Below are 566 nucleotides of genomic sequence, written 5' to 3'. Positions count from 1 at the left end.
CGGGCCGTCCGCATTGTATGTTTAAAAGACCTTCCGCTCCGGCATCGTTGTACACGTCGAGCCAGCGCCGGACAAGTATTTCTGCGGAGAGATTAAACCGGGCAGCCGCTTCACGCATCGTCAGGCGGTCACTGATAACCGCCCGGACGACCACGAGTTTAAATTCATCGGAATAATGATTATTTTTTGCAGTCAGGCCTTCTGCACCGTGGAACTGCCATGCCCTGACCCAGCGACGGACAGATGTTCTTTCAATACCAAAAAGGTCGGCTGTACTCTGTTCTCCGTCTTTACCGGACAAATAATGATTAACCACAGCCAGTTTTGTTTCAGGGGAATACTTTGGTTTAGCCATAAAATTGCACCTTACTCAGTTGGGTGTCCAACTTTTGGGGTGCAGTCCATGCGCTTGCGCGGGCCTACGAAACGCGAGTCGAACCTCCTGCCCCCGGAGGTTCTCATCCTCACTGGCCTCAGATGCAAAAAAGCCTGCTCATTGAGCAGGCTTTTCGAATTTGGTCGGTGATAGAGGATTCGAACCTCCGACCCCCTGGTCCCAAACCAGT

At 52.1% G+C, this 566-nt stretch carries 1 protein-coding gene; it reads right to left on the bottom strand.

The genetic code is table 11. From position 1 onward, the window contains the following. The coding region (locus tag ABD481_RS46945; RefSeq protein WP_310958303.1) for a helix-turn-helix domain-containing protein at positions 1-355 on the bottom strand (355 nt) is incomplete at its 3' end. Between the last annotated feature and the right edge of the window lie 211 nt (positions 356-566).

Origin of the sequence: Catenulispora yoronensis, from assembly GCF_039531695.1 — a bacterium.
In the GTDB taxonomy this organism is placed as follows: domain Bacteria; phylum Actinomycetota; class Actinomycetes; order Streptomycetales; family Catenulisporaceae; genus Catenulispora; species Catenulispora yoronensis.
Note: the sequence above shows the minus strand (reverse complement) of the source record. Positions and strands in the feature narration are given on the sequence as shown.